The 16870-nt window shown below is 68.3% G+C and carries 16 protein-coding genes and 6 tRNA genes; 20 read left to right on the forward strand and 2 right to left on the reverse strand.

Translation table 11 applies throughout. The features are described 5' to 3' along the window. Positions 1–70 precede the first annotated feature (70 nt). The 4 genes from G4D83_RS22275 (at position 71) to G4D83_RS22290 (ending at position 4714) form a co-directional block, all read left to right on the forward strand. Entirely contained in the window at positions 71–2134 is a 2064-nt protein-coding gene (locus G4D83_RS22275; protein WP_163866805.1) for an ATP-dependent helicase, read from the forward strand. A 195-nt stretch (positions 2135–2329) separates the two neighbouring features. Further along, positions 2330–2776 (forward strand): 50S ribosomal protein L13, encoded by a 447-nt coding sequence (rplM, locus tag G4D83_RS22280; protein ID WP_163866806.1) that lies wholly within the window; start codon positions 2330–2332, stop codon positions 2774–2776. 14 nt (positions 2777–2790) lie between these two features. Next, a complete protein-coding gene (rpsI, locus tag G4D83_RS22285; protein WP_163866807.1) occupies positions 2791–3192 on the forward strand; it encodes a 30S ribosomal protein S9 in 402 nt (133 codons plus the stop codon). A 136-nt stretch (positions 3193–3328) separates the two neighbouring features. Next, positions 3329–4714: a type IV pilus twitching motility protein PilT gene (locus G4D83_RS22290; RefSeq protein WP_163866808.1), complete on the forward strand. Its 1386-nt coding sequence runs from the start codon at positions 3329–3331 to the stop codon at positions 4712–4714. A 449-nt stretch (positions 4715–5163) separates the two neighbouring features. Here G4D83_RS22290 and G4D83_RS22295 read toward each other — a convergent pair whose 3' ends face one another. After that, positions 5164–5901, reverse strand: a complete 738-nt coding sequence (locus tag G4D83_RS22295; protein WP_163866809.1) for a hypothetical protein — start codon at positions 5899–5901, stop codon at positions 5164–5166. A 35-nt stretch (positions 5902–5936) separates the two neighbouring features. Here G4D83_RS22295 and G4D83_RS22300 point away from each other — a divergent pair, with 35 nt between their 5' ends. The 13 genes from G4D83_RS22300 to G4D83_RS22360 all read left to right on the forward strand — a co-directional run bounded on the left by G4D83_RS22300 (position 5937) and on the right by G4D83_RS22360 (position 13530). After that, positions 5937–6440, forward strand: a complete 504-nt coding sequence (locus G4D83_RS22300) for a regulatory protein RecX (protein ID WP_163866810.1) — start codon at positions 5937–5939, stop codon at positions 6438–6440. A 10-nt stretch (positions 6441–6450) separates the two neighbouring features. Further along, entirely contained in the window at positions 6451–7227 is a 777-nt protein-coding gene (locus tag G4D83_RS22305) for an outer membrane protein assembly factor BamD (protein ID WP_163866811.1), read from the forward strand. Continuing rightward, positions 7224–7928 (forward strand): hypothetical protein, encoded by a 705-nt coding sequence (locus G4D83_RS22310; protein ID WP_163866812.1) that lies wholly within the window; start codon positions 7224–7226, stop codon positions 7926–7928. Before G4D83_RS22305 ends, G4D83_RS22310 begins: the two co-directional genes overlap by 4 nt. A 41-nt stretch (positions 7929–7969) precedes the next feature. Further along, entirely contained in the window at positions 7970–8692 is a 723-nt protein-coding gene (locus G4D83_RS22315; RefSeq protein WP_163866813.1) for a tetratricopeptide repeat protein, read from the forward strand. Between the two features lie 5 nt (positions 8693–8697). After that, positions 8698–9633, forward strand: a complete 936-nt coding sequence (locus tag G4D83_RS22320; protein WP_163866886.1) for an FHA domain-containing protein — start codon at positions 8698–8700, stop codon at positions 9631–9633. Between the two features lie 72 nt (positions 9634–9705). Further along, a complete protein-coding gene (selD, locus tag G4D83_RS22325; RefSeq protein WP_275902387.1) occupies positions 9706–10746 on the forward strand; it encodes a selenide, water dikinase SelD in 1041 nt (346 codons plus the stop codon). 59 nt (positions 10747–10805) lie between these two features. Further along, entirely contained in the window at positions 10806–11615 is an 810-nt protein-coding gene (locus tag G4D83_RS22330) for an N-acetylmuramoyl-L-alanine amidase family protein (RefSeq protein WP_163866815.1), read from the forward strand. A gap of 87 nt (positions 11616–11702) precedes the next feature. Next, a complete protein-coding gene (gene rph / locus G4D83_RS22335; protein ID WP_163866816.1) occupies positions 11703–12416 on the forward strand; it encodes a ribonuclease PH in 714 nt (237 codons plus the stop codon). Next, a complete protein-coding gene (locus G4D83_RS22340) occupies positions 12413–13018 on the forward strand; it encodes an XTP/dITP diphosphatase (protein WP_163866817.1) in 606 nt (201 codons plus the stop codon). The genes rph and G4D83_RS22340 overlap by 4 nt, the downstream gene beginning before the upstream one ends. A 70-nt stretch (positions 13019–13088) precedes the next feature. After that, a tRNA-Pro gene (locus G4D83_RS22345) sits at positions 13089–13162 on the forward strand. A 36-nt stretch (positions 13163–13198) separates the two neighbouring features. After that, positions 13199–13275: transfer RNA gene (locus tag G4D83_RS22350), tRNA-Arg, on the forward strand. Between the two features lie 84 nt (positions 13276–13359). Continuing rightward, a tRNA-His gene (locus tag G4D83_RS22355) sits at positions 13360–13433 on the forward strand. 23 nt (positions 13434–13456) lie between these two features. Further along, a tRNA-Arg gene (locus G4D83_RS22360) sits at positions 13457–13530 on the forward strand. Between the two features lie 151 nt (positions 13531–13681). Here G4D83_RS22360 and bet read toward each other — a convergent pair. Further along, positions 13682–14770: a phage recombination protein Bet gene (gene bet / locus G4D83_RS22365; protein WP_163866887.1), complete on the reverse strand. Its 1089-nt coding sequence runs from the start codon at positions 14768–14770 to the stop codon at positions 13682–13684. Positions 14771–15166: 396 nt separating this feature from the next. Here bet and G4D83_RS22370 point away from each other — a divergent pair. The 3 genes from G4D83_RS22370 to tig all read left to right on the forward strand — a co-directional run bounded on the left by G4D83_RS22370 (position 15167) and on the right by tig (position 16817). Beyond that, positions 15167–15239: transfer RNA gene (locus G4D83_RS22370), tRNA-Lys, on the forward strand. Positions 15240–15356: 117 nt separating this feature from the next. After that, a tRNA-Leu gene (locus G4D83_RS22375) sits at positions 15357–15438 on the forward strand. 101 nt (positions 15439–15539) lie between these two features. Then, the gene (gene tig / locus G4D83_RS22380; RefSeq protein ID WP_163866818.1) at positions 15540–16817 is read left to right on the forward strand and encodes a trigger factor; all 1278 of its coding nucleotides are present in this window, start codon (positions 15540–15542) and stop codon (positions 16815–16817) included. Positions 16818–16870 lie beyond the last annotated feature (53 nt).

A 16870-nucleotide genomic window follows, 5' to 3' on the forward strand; every position in this document is an offset into this window, starting at 1 on the left:
GGCGGCGGTGAGGCGGAGGAGAAAGTTGTCGCGCACGGACGAATCAAAGGGTATCCCCGGCCCGCGCGCAATGGACCTCTCGAAGCTCAACCCTCCTCAGCGCGAGGCCGTGGTTACCCTCCAGGGGCCCTTGCTGGTCCTCGCGGGCGCTGGCAGCGGCAAGACTCGCGTCATCACCCACCGCATCGTCCACCTGCTCGACGAGCGACCAGACCACATCCTGGCTCGCAACATCCTCGCCGTCACCTTCACCAACAAGGCGGCCACGGAGATGAAGGAGCGCCTGGTCCACATGGCCGGGCCGCGTGCGCAGGGAGTGCTGGTGTGCACCTTCCACGCCTTTGGCGCGGAGATGCTCCGCGAGGATATCCACCGCCTGGGGTGGCCCAAGAAGTTCGCCATTGCCGACATGGGCGACCAGCTGGCCATCATCCGCCGCGCCATGCGCGAGCACCGCATCGACGACCGCTCCTTCGACGCGCGCAAGGTGCTCAACCTCATCTCCAAGGCGAAGAACTCCGGCAAGGCCCCGGAGCCCAAGCCGGAGGGCATCGGCGATGACTACGACCTCATCACCCACATGGTGTACCCGGACTACCAGCTCGCGCTGAAGGCGCAGGGCTCGGTGGACTTCGATGACCTGCTCCTGCTGCCCGCGCGCCTGTTGCGCGAGCACTCGGACCTCTACGTCAAGTACACGCGCCGTTTCCGCTATCTGCTGGTGGACGAGTTCCAGGACACCAACCTGGCCCAGTTGGACGTGCTCAAGCTGATGGCCGGCGAGTCGCGCAACGTGTGCGCGGTGGGTGACGACGACCAGTGCATCTACTCGTGGCGCGGCGCGGAGGTGCGCAACATCCTCCACTTCGACCACTTCTTCCCGGGCAGCAAGGAAGTGCGGCTGGAGCAGAACTATCGCTCCGTGCAGATGGTGCTGGACGCGGCCAACGCCGTCATCGCGAAGAACCCCGAGCGCAAGGCCAAGCAGATGTGGACCGACCGCAAGGGCGGTCCCAAGGTCAAGATCGTGGCGTGCCCCAATGACGAGGAGGAGGCCCGCTTCGTCGCGCACGAAATCCAGAAGCACGTGTCGCTGGGCGTCCCCGAGGACGACATCGCGGTGCTCTACCGGACCAACGGCCAGTCCCACCCGGTGGAGGAGATGCTGCGCGAGAAGGGCATCCCCTACGAGGTTGTCGGTGGCAGCGAGTTCTTCGACCGGCGCGAGGTGAAGGACGTCATCGCGTACTTCAAGGTCATCGTGAACCGGCTGGACGAAATCTCCCTCATGCGCATCGTCAACGTCCCGTCCCGGGGCATTGGCGACGTGACGATGGAGCGGCTGCACGGGCACTCGCGCTCCGAGGGCGTCACCCTGTGGACGGTGATGCGCAAGGCCACCGAGTACGAGGACCTGCCCCCCGGCGCCGGCGAGAAGGTCCGCGAGTTCGTCGAGCTGGTGGAGCGCTACCGCGCGGCCTACGAGCACGGCCAACTTGCCACCGTGACGCGCAAGCTGCTGGAGGAGATTGGCTTCCGCGAGGCCACCCGCGCCCACGCGCCCAGCGCCACCAGCGCGGACAAGAAGCTCAAGGGCGTGGACGGGGTGCTCGGCTCGCTGGAGCGCTTCGAGAAACGCGAGGGCCCCAAGGCCAGCCTCCTGACGTACCTCAACCGCCTCAGCCTGGACACCAAGCAGGAGGAGGACGAGGACGTGCCCGGCGCCAACCGCCGCGTCACCCTGATGACGGTGCACGCCTCCAAGGGCCTGGAGTACCGGCTCGTCTTCTTCATCGGCATGGAGGAGGACCTGATGCCCCACGGTGGCATGCAGGGCGAGGCGCAGAACCTCGAGGAGGAGCGCCGCCTCTGCTACGTGGGCATCACCCGCGCCAAGGAGACGCTGTACCTCACCCGCGCCGTCACCCGGGTGAAGCGCGGCAAGGAGGTGCCCCGGACGCCCTCCCGTTTCCTGGAGGACCTGCCCGCCGAGGTCGCCGAGCACGTCGCCATGGATGCGCCGCGTCAAGGCGACCCCACGCCAGAGGAGAAGAACTTCTTCGCGAACCTGAAGGAGCGCTTCAAGAAGCCGGCGCCCGGGGCTCCGGGGGGCGGTGGGGTGCCCGGGCGGTAGGGTGGGGTGGGGGCGGCAGGCGAGCATTCCAGGGCCGAGGCCCCGCCAACCTTGACTTGATCCTCCATGCCGACTAGGAGGGTCGGCCTTTCCAGGCCTCCGTGGAGTTTCGACGGCGGACCTGCGGTTGGTTAGGCACGTTCAGCGGTCCCCCGGCATGCACCTGGCGGCCGCGAGAAGTTTGGAGTGCAAGAAATGTCGCAGAAGACCTACAGCGCGAAGGCTGGGGACATCAAGCGCCAGTGGCACGTCGTTGACGTGTCCGACAAGGTGCTGGGCCGCGCGGCGAGCCAGATTGCCACCCTCCTCAAGGGCAAGCACAAGGCCATCTACACGCCGTCCATCGACACGGGCGACCACGTCATCGTCATCAACGCCGACAAGGTGAAGGTGACGGGAACGAAGGAGCAGGACAAGCTCTACTACCGGCACTCCCGTGCGGGTTTCCCGGGTGGCTTGAAGATCACCAACCTGGAGAAGCTCCGTCAGCGTCACCCCGAGGACGTCATCCTCAACGCCGTGCGTCGCATGATGCCCCGCAACGCGCTGGGCCGGCAGATGATGACGAAGCTGAAGGTCTACGCAGGTGACACCCACCCGCACGCCGCCCAGAAGCCGGCCGCGTTCGCGGTCGAGGCGTAAGGGAGACAACGTCCATGCCCATTCACCAAGAGCTCGGTTTCTACGCCACCGGCCGCCGCAAGGAAGCCACCGCCCGCGTGTGGCTCCGTCCCGGCACGGGTCAGGTCACCGTCAACGGTCGGGAGATCAACGACTACTTCGGTCGTGAGACCTCGAAGATGGTGCTCAATCAGCCCCTCGAGATCCTCGAGCAGAAGGGGAAGCTCGACGTCACCGTGAACGTTCGCGGCGGCGGTCTCTCCGGTCAGGCCGGTGCCATCCGTCACGGCATCGCCCGCGCCCTGTGCGCCTTCAACCCGGAGTTCCGTCCGGCGCTGAAGAAGGCCGGCTTCCTCACCCGCGATGCTCGCGCGGTCGAGCGCAAGAAGTACGGTCAGCCGGGCGCGCGTCGCCGGTTCCAGTTCTCCAAGCGCTAACCGCTCAGGTTGGTCGCTCGGTTGTCTCCCGCGGCGGAGGCTCTCTCACGAGGGTCTCCGCCGTGGTGTTTTCCGGGACTCACTGCTTCCCTCGGTCGCTTCGGCGCGGGGGCGTCTGCTACGATTCCAGGCGCCCATGGAACTGAATGAGATTCTGCAGATCGCCCTGCGCGGCGGTGCCTCCGACATTCATCTCAAGGCAGGTCTGCCACCCATGTTCCGGGTGGATGGCTCGCTGGTGCCGTTGAAGGACGGTCGTCGCCTCCCTCCCGAGGAGGTGGCGCGCATGGCCTTCGGCATCATGAACGAGTTCCAGAAGGAGAAGTTCAAGTCGAGCAACGAGGTGGACCTGGCGTACGGCGTTCCGGGCCTGGGTCGCTTCCGCGTGAACGTCTTCCAGCAGCGAGGCACCGTGGGCGCGGTGCTGCGTGTCATCCCGTTCAAGGTGATGACCATGCAGGACCTGTTGTTGCCGCAGGTGCTGGCGAAGATTTGTGGTGAGGAGCGCGGCCTGGTCCTGGTGACGGGGACGACGGGCTCGGGCAAGTCCACGACGCTGGCGGCGATGATCGACCACATCAACGCCAACGAGACCAGTCACATCATGACGATTGAGGACCCCATCGAGTTCCTCATCCGGGACAAGCGCTCCATCGTGAACCAGCGCGAAGTGGGCGTGGACACGATGAGCTTCGCGCAGGCGCTCAAGAGCGCGCTGCGGCAGGACCCGGACGTCATCCTCGTGGGCGAAATGCGAGACCACGAGACCATCGAAACGGCGCTGCACGCGGCGGAGACGGGCCACCTCGTCATGTCGACGCTGCACACGCTGGACGCGACGGAGACCGTCAACCGCATCGTCTCCGCCTTCCCTCCGCACCAGCAGAAGCAGGTGCGCATCCAGCTCGCGAGCGTGCTCAAGGGCGTGGTCAGCCAGCGCCTGGTGCCGCGCGCGGACGGCAAGGGCCGCGTGGCCGCCGTCGAAGTGCTGCGAGTCACCGCGCGCGTGCGTGAGCTCATCGAGGACAAGGACCGGACGAAGGAGATTCACGACGCCATCGCCCAGGGCACCGACTCGTACGGCATGCAGACCTTCGACCAGTCGTTGATGAGCCTGGTTCGGCAGGGGCTGGTGACTTACGAGGAGGCCCACCGCCAGGCGTCCAACCCGGACGACTTCGCGCTGCGCTTCTCCGGCATCAGCGGCACGTCCGACTCGAAGTGGGACAACTTCGACGCCAAGCCCGGCGATGCCCGCCCGATTCCCGGCTCCGCCGCCTTCGCGCAGAAGGGAGCGCCCACGGGGGCCGCCGCGCCGCCTCCGGCTGCTCCGCCCACGCCGGTGCCCGCCCAGGCCCAGCGTCCGGCGCCGCCCACGGCTCCCCCCGCCGCGCGTCCGCCCGCACCCGCCCAGGCCGCGCGTCCTCCGGCGCCCGCGCCCCCTCGTCCGGCGCCCGCGCCCGCCGCGGCTCCCGCGCCAGCGGCGGGTGGGGACGACGACTTCCAGATCGAACGCTTCTGAGCGCTGGAGCCGGGCCCATCCATTTCACCGGATGGGCCGGTTCGGTCCGCGCGACGCGCTCCACGCGGGCGCCATTCCGCACTGTCCGATGGGACGGTTTGCCTGGGTGAGTCGCTCTGCGCAGGAGCTGATTCGCTGAGTGGTGGTCGAGCCCATCCGTTTCACCGGATGGGCCGGCCTGGCCTGGGCGAATCGCTCCGAGCGGACGCCATTCCGCCCGGCCTGATGGGACGGTTCGCTTGGGTGATTCGTGCTGAGCGGGAGCCGCTCCGTTTCACCGGGTGAGCCGGCACGCCTGAGTGTGCGCATCGAGAGGTCGCGTCGCCCATTTCAGCGGACGAGCGGGCCCGTTCGAGCGCCCCAGTCCAGCGGATCCGCAAGGGCAGGGGCCTCGCTGCTCAGGGTGGATCCGCGAAACGGGCCTGGCCTCGACGTAAAGCGCGACGTCGCTACGCGTCTTCCTCGCCCAGCATGGCGCGCAGGCGCGACAGGCGCAGCGGTCCCATCAGGCCCTCTCGCGCGAGCACCTGGAGGAGCTGAGCGGCGGCGTGCACCTTGGCCTCCTGCTCCTCCTCGGGCTTGTTGGAGATCTCCGCGTCGAACAGCGCTTCGATGTGCTCGGGGTTGACGGGCGCGGGCCCTTCCTCCCAGGCGATGTCGAACAGCGCGCGGGCCATCGTCTCGCGCACCTTGCGCTCGGCGTCGTTCGGCGCGCCCTTCACGAACCCGAGGAAGAGGGCGTCCACCGCCTCCTTGGTGAGCGCCGCCAGCGCGGGCACCTCACCCAGGGACTCCTTCACGTACTCACGGTCGAACGAGTCCACGTCCTGCGCGTAGCCGAAGGCCTCCTCCAGGAGGATGGAGGCGATGAACGCGTCCGTCTCCTCGTCACTGGCGCCTTCCTCGGCCAGCGCCGCGCGGGCCTTGCGGGCCGGCTCGCCCAGCTCCTCGTCGTCCAGCAGCGCGCGCGCCGACGCATGGGCAGCCAGCAGCACGAGCGCGGCCTGGGCATCCGAGGACAGGACGCGGCCTCCCACGTCCATCAGGATGGACGTCTGGCGCGGGTGTGCCTTGGCGGCCTCGGTGAAGGACTTCTCCTCCGGGGCGAGGAACTCTCCCGCCTGTTGCTTGCGGAGCGTCTCCTTCGCGACATCGGCGGTGAGGAAGCGGGCGAGGACAGGGTGCATGCCCGCGCCTGTTACCACATGCTACGTATCCCGCCATGCTCTCGGAGGATGAAGGACCGGAGGCCGTCCAGCGCGCCACGGATGCGGGGCTCAAGCTGCTGGCCGCCCGAGCCCGCACCCGGCACGAGTTGCTCCAGGCCCTGGAGCGCAAGGGCTTCCCCACCTCTGTACGAGAAGCCGCGCTCGCCCGGCTCCAGGGCTGGGGTTACCTCGATGACGTTCGCTTCGGCCACGAGCGCGCCGCCTCCCTCTTGAGCGGGGGCAAGGGGCCCGCGGCCGTCCTCCATCGCCTCCACGCGCATGGGTTGTCCGAGGAGGAGGCCCGTGGCGCGCTCGACGCCGCCCGCGCCACGGTGGAGTTCGACGCCGTCGCCGCGGCGCGCACCGCCCTGGAGAAGCGCGGACTGTCGGCTCGCCCACCCGACGGGAAGGCATGGGCCCGCGCCGCACGGTTCCTGTCGGGTCGGGGATTCTCCCAGGACGTCATCCATCAGCTCCTGGGCGAACCTTCGCTGGACCCCTCGGGGCCGGACGAATAGCGTGGTGCCGATGCGTTCCGCCGTCGCCTTCCTGACCACCGTCCTGCTGTTCACCTCCGGCTGCGCCGCCCTCTCCGGCAGCCAGGGCGGAGACCCCGACTACGCCGTCACCGCCGAGGAGAACCTCCTGCTCGGCAGCGAGGCCCTGGAGAACAAGGACTTCCTCAAGGCCCAGAAGTACTTCGAGTACGTCCGCGCCAAGTTCCCCTACCAGGAAGCCGCGCGCGAGGCGGAGCTGCGACTGGCGGACGTGGACTTCGACCGCGAGGCCTTCCCGGAAGCCCGGGACCAGTACCAGTCCTTCATCAAGCTCCACCCCACCCACCCCAAGGTGGACTACGCGGCCTTCCGCTCCGCCCTCACCCACGTGGAGGACTACCCCTCCGACTTCTTCGCCCTCCCGCCCTCGGAGGAGAAGGACCAGGCCGAGATTCGCGCGGGGCTGTCCACCATGGAGGAGTTCCTCCGCCAGTATCCGGATTCGCAGTACGCCCCGGAGGCCAAGCAGCACGCGGACGAGGCCCGCAAGCGGCTGGCCGAGCACGAGCTGTACGTGGCCCGCTTCTACACGAAGCGCGAGCGCTGGAAGGCCGTCGCCCAGCGCCTGGAGGGGCTGCTCGTCAAGTACCCGGGCACGCCCGTCGAGGAGGAGGCCCTCTTCGACCTCCACGAGGCGTACGTGAAGCTGAATGACCCGAAGCGCGCGGAGGAGACGCTGCGCCAGGTGCTGCGCCGCCTGCCCGGGACTCCCGCCGCGGAGAAGGCCCAGCGCATGCTGGGCACGTGAGGACGACGGAGGAGTGGAGCCGTCTGGGCGGCCTGGTCATCGCCGGACTGGCGGTGCTCGCCGCCTGCGCGGTGCTCGTCCCCCGGCTCCTGGGTTTCGCCGCCGGGCCCGAGGCGGAGGTCATCACCGCCCTGAAGCGCACCGAGGCCTACGGGCTTTCCCTGCCCATCCCCCACTCGGCCATTCCGCTCACCTCCCAGGAGGTCCACTTCGCCCGAATCACGGTGACGGTGGAGCCCGGGGCGAAGCGGGCGGAGGCCTTCGCCACGCTCGACTTCGAGGGAAGGCTGGGCGCCACCCAGGTGGGCACGGCCGGGGTGGAGCGGGTGCCCTTCGTCTTGAAGGACGGTGACTGGACGCCGGAGCCCTCCGCCGCGCCCCGACTGGTGGCCGTCGTCGCCGCGCTGGAGGCCCGCCGCCGCGCGCTCGAGGCGGCGGACGCGGAGGCCCTGGGCCGACTGTTGGCGCCTGGAAATCCCGGAGTGGCGGGACCCGAATGGGACGAGCTGAAGATGTTGCGAGGACGCGTCTATCGGGCGGAGGCGTGGTACATCCGCCTGGAGCGGGAAGAAGCGGTCGTCACGGAGCACTGGCGGCTGCAGGGCTCTCTCCCGTCGAGGCCGGTGGACACCCGGGGCCAACGGTCTCTGTCGCTCACGCTTCACGGTGATGAATTCTTGTTTTCGCCCGGGCTCATGTAGGCTACCTGCGTCGGAGGCAGGGCCCGAGGACGGGCCGAGTCATGGAAGAGCCCCTCAAGCAGCTACTGACCCTCGGGCGCGGCTACTTCGAGAAGAAGCAGTACGCCCAGGCCGAGCAGTACCTCGCGAAAATCGTCGAGCAGAATCCGACGTTCGCGGACGTATTCAACATGCTCGGCATCATCTACCACGACCAGGGCCAGTTCGCCCGGGCGCAGCGGGCGTTCGAGTCCGCGCTGAACCTGAATCCGGCGTACACCGAAGCGGCGCTGAACCTGGCGGTCATCTACAACGACATGGGGAAGTACGCCGAGGCGAAGGAGGTCTACCAGGCCGCCTTGTCCCGGCAGAAGACCGGCCCCGGTGAGTTGGACCCCTACGTCGAGAAGAAGATCGCCAACATGTACGGCGAGATTGGCGACGTCTACGCGTCGAGTGGCGCGTGGCAGAAGGCGATTGAGGAGTATCGTCGCGCGCTGGGCCTGTGTCCCCAGTTCGTGGACATCCGCCTCAAGCTGGGCAACGCCCTGCGAGACGCGGGTGACAACGTGGCGGCCATCGCCGAGTACGAGCAGGTCATCACGCAGAACCCAGCCTTCATCCCGGGCCGTATCCAGTACGGCGTGGCGCTGTACTCCGCTGGACGCAGGGCGGAGGCGGTGCAGGTGTGGGAGGACGTGCTGGCGCGCAGCCCCGACAACAAGAGCGCGCAGATGTATCTCAACCTGGTGAAGGACCCCGGCAAGGTGGAGCAGGCGGGTTGATGACCATGGATATCGCGAAGACCTATGCCCTGAAGTTCATCTCCGGGAAGTACCAGGGCGGAGAGTTCCCGCTGAAGGCGGAGAAGCAGATCGTCATCGGCCGCTCCAGCGAGCTGGACATGGTGCTCGTCGAGGACATGGTCTCGCGCAAGCACGCGAAGATCAGCTTCTCGGGTGGGAAGATCACCATCGAGGACCTCGGCTCCACCAACGGCACCTTCGTCAACGGCGAGAAGGTGAAGCAGGCCGGGCTCAAGGAGGGGGACCGCATCCTCATCGGGACCTCCATCCTCAAGCTCGTGCACCAGGGCGTTGACGGCGCCAACGTGGACGAGGGCATGGCCAAGCTGAAGTTGGAGGAGGCCGCCGCCGCCCAGGCCGCGCGGACCACCACCAAGGGCAGCTCCATGACGGGGAAGATTGAGGAAATCCCCCTGCCGGACCTGCTCCAGCTCTTCCACACCTCCAAGAAGAACGGCGTGCTGGTCGTCAACAGCGCCCAGGAGGGGAAGATCTACCTGCGCCAGGGTCGCGTGTACTACGCGGTCATCGGCGACAACCACAACCTGGGTCCGCAGAAGAGCTTCAACCGCATCATCACCTGGGAGCAGGGCGACTTCGAGCTGCGTCCGGCGGACAGCCAGGAGTTCATGGTGGAGCTGGACTCGTCCACGGAGGCGCTGCTGATGGACGCGCTCCGTCAGCTCGACGAGCTCAAGCGCCTCCAGCCGAGCCTGCCGCCTCCGGAAGCGATGCTCCAGCTGGTCGTCCCGCTGGCGCCGCCGCTCAAGGAGCTGACGCCGGAGCTGTTGGACGTGCTCCAGCTCGTCATCAACCAGGGGACCCTGGTGGGTGTGTTGGATCGCGCGGACGCGGACGACGTCGTCACGGCCGAAGGGCTGGTCCAGCTCCTCAAGCGCGAGTACGTGCGCATCATCTGAGTCGTACACAGGGCCCGCCCCTCATCCGGGCGGGTCCGAAAAGGGGAACACGCCGTGGCGGACGCGAAGTCGGTGAAGCGCCTGCGCCTCACCGAGCTGAGTCACTGCGCGGGTTGCGCGGCGAAGCTCAAGGCCGGGGACCTGTCGAAAATCCTGGGGGGACTGAAGTCCTCCCGTGGCCCCCAGGCCCTGGTGGGCTTCAACACGAACGACGACGCGGCCGTGTACCGCCTCGCGCCCGGCCTGGCCGTGGTGGAGACGGTGGACTTCTTCCCACCCGTGGTCGACGACCCGTTCCAGTTCGGCGCCATCGCCGCGGCGAATGCGCTGTCGGATATCTACGCGATGGGGGCGAAGCCGCTGTTCGCGCTCAATCTCGTGGGCTTCCCGGACGGCCTGCCGCTGTCGGTGCTCTCCAAGATTCTGGCGGGGGGGCAGTCCAAGGTGGAGGAGGCGGGCATCTCCATCCTCGGCGGCCACAGCATCAGAGACCCGGAGCCCAAGTACGGCCTGGCCGTCACCGGCGTGGTGCATCCGAAGAAGGTGCTCACCAACGCGGGCGCGAAGCCGGGCGACGTGCTGCTGCTCACCAAGCCGCTGGGCACGGGCATCGCCACCACGGCCATCAAACGCGGGCTCGCCTCGAAGCAGCTCCAGAAGCGCGTCATCGCGGTGATGACCACGCTCAACCGCGCCGCCGGCGAGGTCTTCGCGTCGGGCCGGTTCAAGGTGAACGCGCTCACGGACGTGACGGGCTACGGGCTGTTGGGCCACCTGTTGGAGATGATGACCGGCGCGAAGACGCGCGCGGCCATCGACCTGGAGCGCATCCCCCTCATCGCCGAGGTGCCCGCGCTGGCCGAGGCGGGGGTGGTTCCGGGGGGCACCCGGTCCAACCTGGCCCACGTCCAGAAGAAGGTCCGCTTCCCCAAGGGACTGCCGGAGGCGATTCAGTGGGTGCTCGCCGACGCGCAGACCAACGGGGGCCTTCTGGCCAGCGTGCCCGCCAGCGACGCGCTCAAGGCCCTCAAGGCCCTGGACAAGGCGGGCGTGGACGCGGCCCTCATCGGTGAAGTGCGGGCGGGCCGCCCCGCCATCGAAGTCATCGGCTGAAGCAGGGCAGGGCGGGAGTTCGCGCCCGGGGTGGGGCTCCGCTAGCATTCCACCCCGGCATGCCGCTGTCCCCCCGCCCCCTCCTGGCCCTCGTCGCCTTCCTCTGGCTCGTCCCCGTCACCGCCGGTGCCGGCGAGCGCCCCGCGCGCATCGTCATCGACCCGGGGCACGGCGGAATCAAGGAGGGCGCGAAGGGGCCGGGTGCGCTGCGCGAGAAGGAAGTGGCGCTGCAGATTGCCCACCGGCTGCGCTCGAAGCTGGAGGCCGCAGGGGGCGAGGTCTACCTGACGCGGGAACGAGACGCGCTGGTGTCGCTCACGGAGCGCGTGTCGATGACGAACGACCACGGCGCGGACCTCTTCATCTCCATCCACGCCAACTCCATGCCCACGCCCCGCATGCGCGCGCGCACCGAGGGCGTGGAGACCTACTTCCTGTCCGCGAGCGCCTCGGGCGAGGCGGCCCTGGCGGTGGCGGACCGGGAGAACGCGGAGGCGCCGATGTCCCGCGTTTCGCGCGGTGACTCGACGCTGGCGCTCATCCTCCAGGACCTGGTCCGCACGGAGGCGCACTCGGACTCCTCCCGGCTGGCCTATGCCATCCACCCCCGGCTCGTCTCACGCACGCGCGCGGCGGACCGGGGCGTACAGCAGGCGCCCTTCTTCGTGCTGTCGGGTGTGGAGTGTCCGGCCGTGCTCGTCGAGGTGGGCTACATCTCCCATCCAGAGGAGGGCGTGCGGTTGGGGCGGGACGACTACCAGGAGAAGCTGGCCGAGGCCATCAGCGAGGGCGTGCTCGCCTTCCTGCGAGAGACGCGTCGGCGGGATGCCGCCAGGCCCGCCCAGGTGGCAGGCCCCGTCTCCCACTGAGTGGACAGGCGGGCGAGGCGGACGACACGCGCGTGTCGCGGCTCTGGTAGAGAAGGGACGCTCGCTTCACTTCCCCAGGAGCCCGCCGTGCGTTCCTTCCAACGTGGTGCGCTGGACCTTCGCCCCGTCATCATCACCCCCGGAGTGTCCCGCTATGCGGAGGGCTCCGTGCAGGTGGAGTTCGGCCACACCAAGGTGCTCATCACATGCTCCACCGAGGAGCGCGTCCCCCCGCACCTCATGGGCAAGGGCACCGGCTGGGTGACGGCCGAGTACGGCATGCTCCCTCGTGCCACGCACACGCGCAACCATCGCGAGGCGGCCAAGGGAAAGCAGACGGGCCGCACCATGGAGATTCAGCGGCTCATCGGCCGCTCCCTGCGCGCCGCGGTGGACCTGTCCACGCTGGGCGTGCGCACCCTCACGCTGGACTGTGACGTGATTCAGGCGGACGGCGGCACGCGCACCGCCTCGATTACCGGGGCCTATGTGGCGCTGGTGCTCGCGCTGCGGTCGCTGCAGAAGGCGGGCACCCTCACCAAGACGCCCAAGCTGACGCCCATGGCCGCGGTCTCCGTGGGCGTGGTGAACGGCGAGGTGCGCGTGGACCTGGACTACGAGGAGGACTCGAAGGCGGACGTGGACCTGAACATCGTCGCCACGGGGGACGGGCGCATGGTGGAGGTGCAGGGCACCGCCGAGCACCAGCTCTTCGACCGCAAGACGATGGACGCGATGCTCGACGGGGGCCTGGCCGCCATCCAGCAACTCGTCGTCGCGCAGGCCAAGGCCCTCGAATGACGCCGGGCAAGTCGAAGCTCCTCTTCGCCACCACCAACAAGGGAAAGCTGCGCGAGCTGCGGGAGCTGGTGGGGGACTCGGTGGAGGTGGTGTCGCTGGCGGACCTGGCGCCCATCCCCGAGCCCGAGGAGGACGGCGACACCTTCGAGGCCAACGCCGTGAAGAAGGCGTTGGAGTACGCCCGGGCCACCGGCCTGCCCGCGCTGGCGGACGACTCCGGGCTGTGCGTGGACGCGCTGGACGGCCGGCCCGGCGTGTTGTCCGCCCGGTACGCGCCGGGAGACGACAAGGCCCGGTACCAGAAGCTGCTCGCCGAGCTGACCGGGGTGCCCGACGCGAAGCGCACGGCGTCGTTCCGCTGCGCGCTGGCGCTGGCGTGGCCGGATGGCAGGACGCACGTGGAGGAGGGGCGGTGCGAAGGCCGCATCGGCCATGCGCCGAGCGGGACGCATGGCTTCGGTTATGACCCCATCTTCATGTTTCCGGACAGTGGCCGGACGATGGCGGAGTTGACCCCGGAGGAGAAGTCCGCCGTGTCGCACCGGGGCGCGGCCTTCCGGAAGATGAAGCCGAAGCTGCTGATGCTCTCCACGGGCACTTGAGCGGGCCCGTCAGGCACGTTGTCCTTGCGCGTCCGTTCGCGATGGTTCAACAATGCCGGACTCTACTTTTCGGGGCGTAGCGCAGCCTGGTAGCGCACCTGCCTTGGGCGCAGGGGGTCGGAGGTTCGAATCCTCTCGCCCCGATTTTAAGTAGCGATGTGGAAGCAGGCGGCCCGGCCAGCTCCAATAGCTCAGCTGGATAGAGCACCGACCTTCTAAGTCGGGGGTCGCAGGTTCGAGTCCTGCTTGGGGCGCCAACCTGGCTGCCGTGACATTTGGGCCTTGTACTGGCCCGGCTTTCCACGGTAGGGAAGCCACGCTTCAAACGCCGTTGCGGAACGGCGGCCATAGCTCAACTGGTTAGAGCGCTGGACTGTGACTCCAGAGGTTGCCGGTTCGACCCCGGTTGGCCGCCCACGTTTTTCCTCTCCGTACTCTGCGCTCGTAGCTCAACTGGATAGAGCACTGGGCTTCGAACCCAGGGGTTGGGGGTTCAAGTCCCTCCGAGCGCGCTCCAGTAGCCCCGTCACTCCGATGATCCGCGCCCGAGCAACGGCGCTCCGGAGCGACTCCCGCACCACTCACCCCGTGGAGCCGCGTGGCCCGTCCTCCGCCGAGGCCCTTCCGGCGGAGGAGGACTTCACGTCGCCATCCGGGCGTGGCTCAGACGCCGTGCGAGGCGCCGTTGCCCTTGTCCGCGGTGGGCACGCGGCAGCGCAGCTCCGTCTCCGCCTCCAGCGCGAGCAGGTTCTCCCGCATCGCCTTGGCCCAGCGCGCGCGGGGCTGCTCCATCAGCTTCTCGTTCGCCAGTTCGATGCTCTCGCTCAGCTCCTCGTCGGAGAGCTCCGAAGCCGTCTTCCCCTTGTACGGGCCGAAGGCCACCACCACGGCGCTGGCCTTGGGGCTCTGGCGCGGCGCGGGCGGCTCGACGGGGTGGGGGGCTTCAGCGGCATCCACCTCCACCGCCCTCGCCGATTCCTTGGGGGGAAGCGGCGCCAGCGGCACGTCGACGTCCAGTCGCTGCGGCTTCTCCTCCCTGGCGGGCGCGGCGGGCAGGGTGGGGAAGGACGCCTTCACGGGGCCAGGACGCGCGCCCAGCACCTCGTAGGCGCCCGTGGGCTCCGCGTGGCTTGGGGCCGCCGGCTCGAAGTCGTCCGCCGGCATCTCCTCGCGGACGTACAGGCCTCCGAAGGCCTCGGGATACGCCTTGCGCAGCGCCGCCACCCGGGCGCACTTCTCAATCATCGTCGTGGGAATCTTGGCCCACAGCGGCGTCTGCTGGACGTAGCCGCTGAAGTCCAGCCACACCACGACGGGCAGCTTTCCGTCGCGCACCACGCGGGACCAGCCCCCCACCAGCGCGCCCTTGCGCTTGGCCGGGTTGAAGCGGTGCACGACCTCGCCCTTGCCCTGGTCCACGACGATGTCGTCCTCGGCGAACACCGCACTCGCCTGGATGCCCTTGAAGTCCGGGAAGCGCTCGGCCCGGGCGAGCATGCCGGCCTCGGAGGGCTGGAACTCGTACTTGTTCACCCAGTTGGGCCGCTCGCGGTTGCCGATGTTCTGCCGGCGGGCCACGCAGAAGGCCTCCTTGAGGAGGGGGTCCAACCCGCTGCGCTTGCACTGCTCGATGAAGAGGGCGAACTCGTCCTCGCTGATTCCCCTCGGGCAGATGGTGCGTCGAATCAGCTCCATCCGCTCCCGGCTCCAGCCGCCGTGGGCCAGGCCCGCTTCTTCCACCTTGGGGGACATGTTGGCTTCAGTCACTGTCGTCTCTCCTGCATGCGTCTGCGCGAAAAGGGCGGACGACCTCCGTCCGCCCGCCTGTGCCTCGGCGGTGCACCCGTGCGAATCCCGAATAAGGGGCCGTGCGTGCCTGTTCGCTCCGGTGGACTGGTCGCGAAAAGGCCCGACGTGGCCTCGTTCAACAGCGGTGCTGGGAGCGTGTTTCATCCCCGCGTGGCCCCACGGTTGCGCCAGCCCGTGGGGCGGGCGGCGCGGCGTCACCCGGACTCGGCGTCTCCGAGGGGTGATCGCTCCGCGTGGGAATGCAGGGGGGACGAAAATACTTTTTGACAGCGCGGGCGGCCTTCTGTAGTTACCGCCGCCACTTGGACGTCACGCAGCCGACGGGCCAAGCGCAGTGCCGGGAGCGTAGCTCAATTGGCAGAGCAATGGACTCTTAATCCATAGGTTGTGGGTTCGATTCCCTCCGCTCTCATGACGGGGTCTCTCCAGAAATGGAGAGGCCCCGTTTGTTTTTCCGCACTGCGCCGCCGCCTGCTGACGTCCAGCGGACGTTTCGCGGTATGTACGGAACACGGCACGCGGCGCATCCGGGCGGGTGGCGAAACTGGTAGACGCGCCAGACTTAGGATCTGGTACCGCAAGGTGTGAGGGTTCGAGTCCCTCCTCGCCCATTTCGCGTTGACCCGTTCGTGCCTATCCCCTAAACGCGCACGTCCCACTTATCCGGCGCCGCTCGGGACGATTGTCCGAGGCGGCGGCGAGCGAGGCCCGTATGAAGGTCCAGGTCGAAGAGCTCTCTCCCGTTGAGAAGAAGCTCTCCATCGAGGTCGAGTCCGCCCGCGTGGCGGAAGAGCTGAACCGCGCTTATTCCGCGTTGAGCAAGCAGGTGAAGCTGCCGGGCTTCCGCCAGGGCAAGGTCCCCCGCCGCATCCTGGAGCAGCGCTTCAAGGATCAAATCGAGGACGAGGTCATCCAGCGCGTGGTGCAGAGCGCCTACCTGGATGCCGTGCGCGAGCACAACGTCGAGGTCGTCGCCAGCCCGCAGGTGACGAACCAGGGCCTGAAGGCCGACGCTCCGTTCAGCTTCGAGGCCCGGGTGGAGGTCAAGCCCAAGGTCGAGGCGAAGGAGTACGCGGAGCTGCCCCTGACGAAGACGGAAGTGTCCGTCACCGACGAGCAGGTCAACGAGCAGCTGGACCGCATGCGCCAGTCGCTGAGCCGGCTGGAGCCCGTGGCGGACCGCGACTCGGCGGCCTCCGGCGACTACGCCACCGTGGACTACGACGCCACCGTGGACGGCCAGCCGTTCACCGGCAGCAAGGCCGAGGGCATCACCGTCCAGGTGCAGCCCGGTGAGCTGGTCGAGTCCAAGATCGCCGCCCTGGAGGGCGTCAAGGTGGGCGAGTCCAAGGACATCGACTACGCCTTCCCCGCGGACTACCGGGTGGAGGAAGTGAAGGGGAAGACGGGCCGCTTCCACGTCACCCTCAAGGAGCTGAAGAAGGAGATCAGCCCCGAGCTGAACGACGACTTCGCCAAGGAGACGGGAATCGCGCAGACGATGGAGGAGCTGCGCGGCAAGCTGCGCACCGACATGGAGAAGGCGCGCCGTTCGCAAGCGGACAACGACGAGCGCGAGGCCCTGGTGAAGGTGCTCGTGGAGCGCAACCCGTTCGAGGTTCCTCGCGCCATGGTGGAGCGCGCCATGGACTCCATGCTGCGGGGCGCCCTGCAGCAGCTGCAGCGCTCGGGCGTGGACCCCAGCCGCCTGAACCTGGACTTCAACCGGCTGCGCGAGGAGATGCGCGAGAAGGCCCTCCAGGAAGTGAAGGGCACGCTGCTGCTGGAGTCCATCGCCCTCAAGGAGGGCGTGCAGGCGTCCGACACCGACGTGGACGCGCGCATCGAACAGCTCGCCGTGGAGGCGGGCCAGCCCGTGGCCGCCGTGAAGAAGTACTTCAAGGGTCCGGACGAGCGCCTCGGGTTGTCTCTGCGACTGCGCGAGGAAAAGACGATTGAATTCCTGAAGGGCCGGGCGAAGTATTCCTGAGGTTCTTTTCCGAGCCGTCTCCTAAGAGCTTCAGAGCCCGCTACTCGAGGTCG

The organism is Myxococcus eversor (assembly GCF_010894455.1).
In the GTDB taxonomy this organism is placed as follows: domain Bacteria; phylum Myxococcota; class Myxococcia; order Myxococcales; family Myxococcaceae; genus Myxococcus; species Myxococcus eversor.